Here is a 6,243-nt window from a genome sequence, read left to right as displayed (position 1 = left end):
GATTTGGTCTTATTCTGTGACAATGATGGCAAATACTATCTCAACGATAATTATCCGAATTATTGGAATTTAGAAAAGACAAAACAAAATGCAGATAAGCGTTCTGAAGGTTGGAATAAATTTATCATTCTTCTCAGAAAAGAAGGGCGTATCAAATAATTAAAAGAGACGGAATTTTCCGTCTCTTTTAATTTGTTGTACCATATGAAAGTAATATGATTATGAGACGCTAACTCAACTTTTTCTAATACTTTATCCCTTATCTTTTAAACGGTCTTAGGTTATTCCATTGCTCCTGGGGTCATAGGGACTGGTATGTTGGTTCGTTATTTGTCGCGAATCAGTGGTACCTGTTCCGCATAAGGAAGCTAAGGACATATCCCCCGATATAAGATATCTGCAAACAAATGCTTGGCGGCAAGCTGACTGTGGACGATTGATGAGTGGAGACCTTGAGACACGCCTGCGGGGGTGACAAACGTAATAACCACCCCTCGCTTTATTCCCGTCATCTCCATAAACAAGGTGCGTCTGGATTTCAGTTTCTCCTCATATTCCTTGGAAATAGTATATGGGCTTTCGGAGAATTTCATCTCAACAAGGTGAACAATCTTGTCAACACGCTTGATCACTAAGTCAACCTGCGTTCCCTTCCTCTCATCTCCCTTCTGAGGAATGAAACGCCATGCAGACGTCTCTGTGGCTATACCCGAAATACCAAGCCCTTGCTTTATATGCGGCAGATGGCGAAGGCATATTTCCTCGAAAGAGAATCCTTCCCACGACTCCACACTTCTGTCCATAAAATGATGTTGCCAATACTGGTCGTCGCGACTTCGATTGTTCTCCACATATCTAAAATAAAACAGTGTGAAGAAATCAGCAAGGCGATATAGTGTCAGCTTGCTCTTATTACCGAATTGGGAGTATGAGACAGTAAAGTCACATCGTTCAAGGTTGTCCAACATTTTTGTCAGACTACCACCACTGTATCCTGTAGTCGCCTCGATTTCCTTTCTGGTGAATCCTTCACGTCGAGTGGATAGCAGTTTTACGAGGTTAATATATCGGTCAGCCTTATTGAAGAGTGCATTATACAGTTCATTGAATTCCCCACTCAACTCCCCTCCCCTTCTGAAAATCAGAGAGTCAACATTCTCAGGCAAGCTCATGTATGGTTTTAGGAGGCTCAGATAAAACGGCACTCCTCCGAAGAGCATATAGCATTGCATAATTTGATATTCATCCCAATCAAAACCATGTTCTATCAAATACTCCTTGCACTCATTCAGATAAAATGGGCGAAGATATATCCTATGCGTGATACGGTTGTGGAGACCACCGCGGTTGTCTTCCAGTTTGTCTTTCATCCAACTGGTAGCACTTCCACAAGCAATAAGCACGATGTCATCCCTATTCTGCACCCAATTTGACCAAAAGTACTCAAGTTCTTCAACAAACTCGCTTCCCTGATTGTCAATCCAAGGCATTTCGTCGAAAAACAAAACCTTGCGCTTCTCATTGTTGGATTCAAGATAACGCCCAAGCAGCAGAAATGCATCATGCCAATTGTCAATCTCGGGCAAATCATCATTATGGGAATAATAAGACAATGCCTCACGGAAATTTTTGAGTTGTTCGGCTTTCTTCTTCCTGTGCGCTCCAACAAAGTGAAAACTATACTTGTCATCGAAAAAGCGACGCACAAGAAAAGTCTTTCCCACACGGCGTCTGCCATAGAGGATTATCAGTTCCGAGCGTTGCGAATCCATTGCCCATTGCAATTCCCGGCATTCAAGTGTCCTTCCAATCAGTCTTTCCATATAGATAGTATTTTGGTGCAAAGATACACAATAATTTTGATATAACAAACGATTTTCGCCCAAATATGGGGTAAAAAGTGTAGATTTGGGCGAAAACTGACTGAATTTCGCCCAAATGTAGGGTAAAAAGTATAGATTTGGAGCGAGGTGTGGTGGGTATGGAAATGGTATTACAAGTGAAACAGACCGTTATAAACAATGGAGGCTGCAAATGGCATTTACCATGCCGCTTGCAGCCTCCATTGTGTTTGTAGGGAAATGGCCCCGACTACAAACCAAGGGACAGGGGACAGGTCCGTGTCCTGCCTCCTCATTTTTTGTAACATTTGAGATTATCCTAAATTCCGCAGCACTTTAGTTTAACTTTTTTATAAGTACCTGAGCAACAAAAAGTTGTTCAGGATTTTGCCATGTCAGATTTTATTTCTGTGGAGGCGACTGTGTGGAGGAACAATGGCTTCGGATGGGCAAGGCTGCCAAAGTCCTTCATGGCAGAGAACACTGTGTTCCTGATGCTGACAGCACTCATACGAAACTTCTACAAGTTCCTCATGGGCAGGCTGGACACGAAAGCCTTCGGACTGAAGAAAACCAGCCGCATCAAAGCCTTCGTCTTCAAGTTCATCAGCGTGCCCGTAAAGTGGATAAGGACGGCAAGGCACTATAAACTGAATATCTAAAGTTTCCCACACCCACAGATGTAGCTGTAGTGGGGATTGACTCTTTTAAAAATAGATATTATACAATTAGCCTTCGCTAGTTGAATCCGCGGGTAAAGTGGAACAAATCAATCTAATCAATCAGGGTAAGTCTATGAGTTGATTCTATACTTTCTCATCGTTGTCATTGCCTGGCTATTCTATCATATCTTGGGCGGAAACATGCAAATTATCGCGACTTCCGCCCGCATTTCATGATTTATTTCCCATGCTATTGGTTCTTTTAAAAGCTCGTGATTACTCCAAAGTACATAACCCTTGAATTATTACCCCAAATACAAAGGTGCAAAAGACGATGAAATCAATACAATTGTTGCTTTTGAAGCCTTATTTCGGGCGGAAACATTAAATAATCTCAAGTTTCCGCCCGAAATATTTTTGATTTCAATTATTATTTGTATCTTTGCAACAGCAAATTAGGCATGATGTGGATTTTTCTATCATACCTGCCTGGATATAATAACTTGAGTTGAAGCAGATGGAAAAGATTATTGGAAGAGAAGCGGAATTTGGTAAACTCACTGACCATATGGAGTCGGGGAAGAGTGAATTTATTGCATTGTATGGTCGTCGCCGTGTCGGCAAGACCTTCCTAATCCGAAGTTTCTTTAAGGATCAGTTTGACTTTTATGCTACTGGAGTCATTGACGGTTCGCGAGAAACGGAAATGGAGGCTTTCCACAATGCGTTGGTACGATATGGTCACAAAGGAAATAAGGCAACTTCGTGGATTGAGGCTTTTACTCAACTTGCAGAATTGTTAGAACGCAAGAACAGGAATCGCAAACGTCGATTGGTCGTGTTCATTGACGAACTGCCATGCTTTGACACCCATCGCTCAGGATTCCTGCCAGCATTAGACTTGTTCTGGAATAGCCGTGCATCGTGGATTGACAATATATATTTTGTGGTATGCGGCTCTGCCACATCATGGATGATGCGTAATATCGTTAACAATAAAGCTGGGCTTCATAAACGTGCTACTCACACCATGCACCTCCGTCCGTTCTCTCTTGGGCAAACAGAAGAATATCTCAAAAGCAGAAAATTCCGCTGGCCAAGAATTGCAGTGTTGCAGGCGTACATGGTTCTTGGTGGTGTACCTTATTATTTGAGTTTGCTTGACGCAAAGAAGAATGTCCCTGACAATATAGATACGCTCTTCTTTTCCGCTGAGCCAGAACTGGAAAATGAATACCAAAGGCTCTTCAACTCTTTATTTAAGAATGCTGAGTCTTATATGGAAATAGTACGCTTGCTTAGTACGCGTCGTGACGGATACACTCGAACAGAAATAGCAAACGAATTAAAACTGGTCGCACGGAACATCAAGATACCAAGCTGACCTCTATGCGTGCACGACTGAAAGAATTAAACGACAATCCCTAATTAAGATAATTCAGTAGTAAATATTCTAATCGAATATAATATGAATTCGTTTCAATCTGGATATTTTTTTATCATCCATATTTAACTGAACTTGTTTCATAAATGTTTCTCTATTTTCCATTTTCTGATATAAATCACTTTTCCATTCTTCAATCGATTTCATAAACATGTGATTAAATTCTTTTTCATTCCAATATTTCGTTTCATTTTCAATTTCTGCTTTTACAGTATCAATTAAATCTGCTTCACCTGAATAAAAAGCTAAAGCTAATTTGAGTTCAAACAAGCGATGCCAATTGATAGGATTATGCTTGGTGATAAGAGTGGATGAAAAAGAATCAACTAACCGGAATATGTCATTTGCCCGAATGTTCTCTCGCAAAATGAGACCAAATTGTTGATTTGCACATTCGACAGCTGCCTCAAATAAGTACTCATGCAATTGATATTTAATAAAAAATTGTTCCCCCTTTTTATTGAATAATTCTACACTAAAAACAGGAATACTAATTTTTCTTTTTTCTTGTATCCATAAAGGAAGAATTTCTAATATCAACCGATAGGTATTAGACATAATTTTATCTAATCTCAGCCCTATTAAAATTATATCTGCTTCTGCATATAAGGTTGAAGACGTATATTGAGACAAAAAGGGGAACTGTTTTTGCCAATCACTTACAATGTTTTCAAATTTCATAAGATTTATAATATTTAATTAGGGAGTGTCGTTAAATTTTAAGATTATTTATAACTATCTATTTCTCAATGTGATAGAAATTATGTACCTTTATAGATGATAAGAAAAATCCCCCAATCACCCTCGAAAAGTGACAAAGTGGGGGAATCACAAAAGTGATACGATGGCAAAGGTACAACATATTTCTGGAATAAGCAAGCGAATTCCGTTCGAAGGGTTCGATTTTTATGATTTATTTCGAGTTACGTTTGAAAACAGCGAGCTTGGACGTATGAAACGGCTTCTCCCTCTTCATGAGATGGCAGTGAACTTTGGTTTGGTGAGCAACCATCCAGTACATAAGCGTGGCCGGAAGTCCTTCTTCTCCCCGGAGGGCAAAGTTGCTCTGATGTTCCTGAAGATGTACACCCAGCTGAGTGCCCCGAAACTGCAGGAGCAGTTGAACGGCAACGTCCACTATCAGATATTCTGCGACGTGTACGTCAATCCTCTGTGCCCCCTGACGAACTACAAGCTGATAGATGACATCATCTCCGAGCTTTCCGACAAGCTGAAGATCCAGCAACAGCAGAACATACTCGCGGATGCATGGACACCGTACATGAAACAGAGATACAGTACATCTTCTTCGGCATCCACACAGCAAACGCCGTCCACCTGGCAGAGCTGAAAGAGACCAAGGCGGCATAAGAGACATCTGAAAAGGAATTAAGACGGAGTCCTCCGAAGAGAACTCCTAATCTGTTATCGGCAAAGGTAGCAAATACACTACTTTGGAGTGCCGTTATACCAGCCAAAAGCAATTAAAACTGGTCGCACGGAACATCAAGATACCAAGCTGACCTCTATGCGTCCACGACTGAAAGAATTAAACGACAATCCCTATATTACAAGCCCAATCATCATCAGATTCATCATAAAATATTGAGCCTGTCAAATAAATGCAGTATCTTTCTTCAGATTCAAAAAGTCCAAAATTGAATGCGACAATATCAGATGGCAATATTGTCTCATCATTGATTTGCTGAATCCAATGCCTTATATCCTCTTTCATATAATCACTCCCCTCCACAATACACAGGCATAAAGTCCAACCCTAAATCAAGCTTATTTTTTTTTATGCTTTTACGAACATCATCAGATACGATAATATCATTTATAGCTGGCTGTGAATTAAAGACCTTTAAATCTTTTACCTTATTATAGTCAAGCTTCAATTTTAGAACAGAGTCTGTCCCTTCAACATATAAGGTATTTTCAGTATCTATGACATTAAAAATCTTTTTAAAATGCATAATATAGTACGTTTGTTCGCCATATATTTCACTTATAGCTCTAACGGGTAAAAATTCAACGTCATTATTAATACCTATAAAAGACTGCAACAAGTCTTTCAAATCTTGATTAACCATATTGGCTCCGCCTACACATAACTGAAATGGTCTATAAATTCCGTCTTTTAATTCAACAACAAGAGATTCCCAATTTTTTACTTCTTGTCCATCGACCGCTATAGGATATGGCCAACTTTTAGGAGAATATAGCACTCCTCCTTTTTTGTCATTCCCTTTGGCTATAAATCTATAAAATTTTACATTCATATTCATTCCAATTT

Annotated in this window: 6 protein-coding genes and 1 pseudogene; 3 read left to right on the top strand and 4 right to left on the bottom strand. The window is 39.7% G+C overall.

Features of this window, described 5'->3' with window-relative positions; translation table 11 throughout:
• Nucleotides 1–368: 368 nt before the first annotated feature.
• Nucleotides 369–1,823 carry an ATP-binding protein gene (locus CIK98_RS07515; RefSeq protein WP_094383645.1) on the bottom strand — a complete coding sequence of 485 codons (1,455 nt, stop codon included), beginning with the start codon at nt 1,821–1,823 and terminating at the stop codon, nt 369–371.
• Nucleotides 1,824–2,272: 449 nt separating this feature from the next.
• Between CIK98_RS07515 and CIK98_RS07510 the strand changes: the two are divergent.
• Nucleotides 2,273–2,503, top strand: a pseudogene (locus tag CIK98_RS07510) (IS1380 family transposase); the annotation flags it as partial.
• 517 nt (nt 2,504–3,020) lie between these two features.
• Nucleotides 3,021–3,887, top strand: coding sequence for an ATP-binding protein (locus CIK98_RS07505; RefSeq protein WP_141210461.1), 867 nt, complete (start codon nt 3,021–3,023; stop codon nt 3,885–3,887).
• 69 nt (nt 3,888–3,956) lie between these two features.
• On the opposite strand, the gene CIK98_RS07500 is transcribed toward CIK98_RS07505, so the two are convergent.
• The gene (locus tag CIK98_RS07500) at nt 3,957–4,628 is read right to left on the bottom strand and encodes a hypothetical protein (protein ID WP_094383643.1); all 672 of its coding nucleotides are present in this window, start codon (nt 4,626–4,628) and stop codon (nt 3,957–3,959) included.
• Between the two features lie 271 nt (nt 4,629–4,899).
• Here CIK98_RS07500 and CIK98_RS07495 point away from each other — a divergent pair, with 271 nt between their 5' ends.
• Nucleotides 4,900–5,298, top strand: coding sequence for a hypothetical protein (locus CIK98_RS07495; RefSeq protein WP_216358963.1), 399 nt, complete (start codon nt 4,900–4,902; stop codon nt 5,296–5,298).
• Between the two features lie 198 nt (nt 5,299–5,496).
• On the opposite strand, the gene CIK98_RS07490 is transcribed toward CIK98_RS07495, so the two are convergent.
• Together CIK98_RS07490 and CIK98_RS07485 are read right to left on the bottom strand one after the other, a co-directional pair.
• The gene (locus CIK98_RS07490; protein ID WP_094383642.1) at nt 5,497–5,682 is read right to left on the bottom strand and encodes a hypothetical protein; all 186 of its coding nucleotides are present in this window, start codon (nt 5,680–5,682) and stop codon (nt 5,497–5,499) included.
• 4 nt (nt 5,683–5,686) lie between these two features.
• A complete protein-coding gene (locus CIK98_RS07485; protein ID WP_141210460.1) occupies nt 5,687–6,229 on the bottom strand; it encodes a hypothetical protein in 543 nt (180 codons plus the stop codon).
• Nucleotides 6,230–6,243 lie beyond the last annotated feature (14 nt).

The organism is Prevotella sp. P2-180, assembly GCF_002251435.1.
Classification (GTDB): Bacteria; Bacteroidota; Bacteroidia; order Bacteroidales; family Bacteroidaceae; genus Prevotella.
Note: the sequence above shows the minus strand (reverse complement) of the source record. Positions and strands in the feature narration are given on the sequence as shown.

Excerpts from the sequence above, each read along its gene's own strand:
- CIK98_RS07515 (WP_094383645.1), bottom strand. The coding sequence starts at position 1,823 with ATGGAAAGACTGATTGGAAGGACACTTGAATGCCGGGAATTGCAATGG.
- CIK98_RS07505 (WP_141210461.1), top strand. The coding sequence starts at position 3,021 with ATGGAAAAGATTATTGGAAGAGAAGCGGAATTTGGTAAACTCACTGAC.
- CIK98_RS07500 (WP_094383643.1), bottom strand. The coding sequence starts at position 4,628 with ATGAAATTTGAAAACATTGTAAGTGATTGGCAAAAACAGTTCCCCTTT.
- CIK98_RS07495 (WP_216358963.1), top strand. The coding sequence starts at position 4,900 with ATGAAACGGCTTCTCCCTCTTCATGAGATGGCAGTGAACTTTGGTTTG.
- CIK98_RS07490 (WP_094383642.1), bottom strand. The coding sequence starts at position 5,682 with ATGAAAGAGGATATAAGGCATTGGATTCAGCAAATCAATGATGAGACA.
- CIK98_RS07485 (WP_141210460.1), bottom strand. The coding sequence starts at position 6,229 with ATGAATGTAAAATTTTATAGATTTATAGCCAAAGGGAATGACAAAAAA.